Consider the following 839-nt stretch of genomic DNA (forward strand, 5'->3'; position numbering starts at 1 on the left):
TCCAGCAACCAGAAAGGCGCACGAGCGCGGAGCGCCTACCGGTAGTTCACGAACTGCAGCGCGATCCCGAAGTCCTCACCCTTCAGCAGGGAGATGACGGCCTGCAGGTCGTCACGCTTCTTGCTGCTCACGCGCAGCTCGTCACCCTGGATCTGCGCCTTGACGCCCTTGGGGCCCTCGTCGCGGATCTTCTTGGTGATCTTCTTGGCGTTCTCCGTGGTGATGCCCTGGACGAGGCTGCCCGACAGCTTGTAGATCTTTCCGGACTGCGCCGGCTCGCCCGCGTCGAACGCCTTCAGGGAGATGTCACGACGGATCAGCTTCTCCTTGAAGACGTCCAGGGCGGCGAGAAGTCGCTCCTCGGTGTCGGCCGTCAGGGTGATGGTTTCCTCGCCGGACCATTCGATCGATGCTCCCGTGTTCCGGAAGTCGAACCGGGTCGACAGTTCCTTGCCGGCCTGATGCAGGGCGTTGTCCACCTCTTGACGCTCGACCTTGCTCACCACATCGAAGGACGAATCAGCCACTTCACACTCCCGGTTTCGTCTGGTTCTCCCCGCCGCGACCCGGCCGGGGGCCCGCCGAATACCGGCGAGCAGATTCGACGCTATCGGTTCGCAACCGCCCGTATCCACCCGGTTTGCAAAACGGGGGGCCGTTCGTTGTATTCTTCTTCCCGCAGCGGAGAGCGATTTCCCACAGATTTCGCGCTCCTCGTGCAACCCCGGCAGATTGCCCGAGCGGCCAATGGGAGCGGACTGTAAATCCGTCGGCTTATGCCTACGTAGGTTCGAATCCTACATCTGCCACACACAGAACCCCGGTGAGCGACAGCTCAC

1 protein-coding gene and 1 tRNA gene are annotated in these 839 nt (G+C 62.3%); one reads left to right on the forward strand and one right to left on the reverse strand.

What is annotated here, in order from left to right; genetic code table 11:
* Nucleotides 1-35: 35 nt before the first annotated feature.
* Entirely contained in the window at nt 36-527 is a 492-nt protein-coding gene (locus MLGJGCBP_RS22880; protein WP_007298080.1) for a YajQ family cyclic di-GMP-binding protein, read from the reverse strand.
* A 199-nt stretch (nt 528-726) separates the two neighbouring features.
* Between MLGJGCBP_RS22880 and MLGJGCBP_RS22885 the strand changes: the two genes are divergently transcribed.
* Nucleotides 727-809, forward strand: a tRNA-Tyr gene (locus MLGJGCBP_RS22885).
* Nucleotides 810-839 lie beyond the last annotated feature (30 nt).

The sequence above is a fragment of the Rhodococcus sp. T7 genome, from assembly GCF_009872365.1.
Classification (GTDB): Bacteria; Actinomycetota; Actinomycetes; order Mycobacteriales; family Mycobacteriaceae; genus Rhodococcus_F.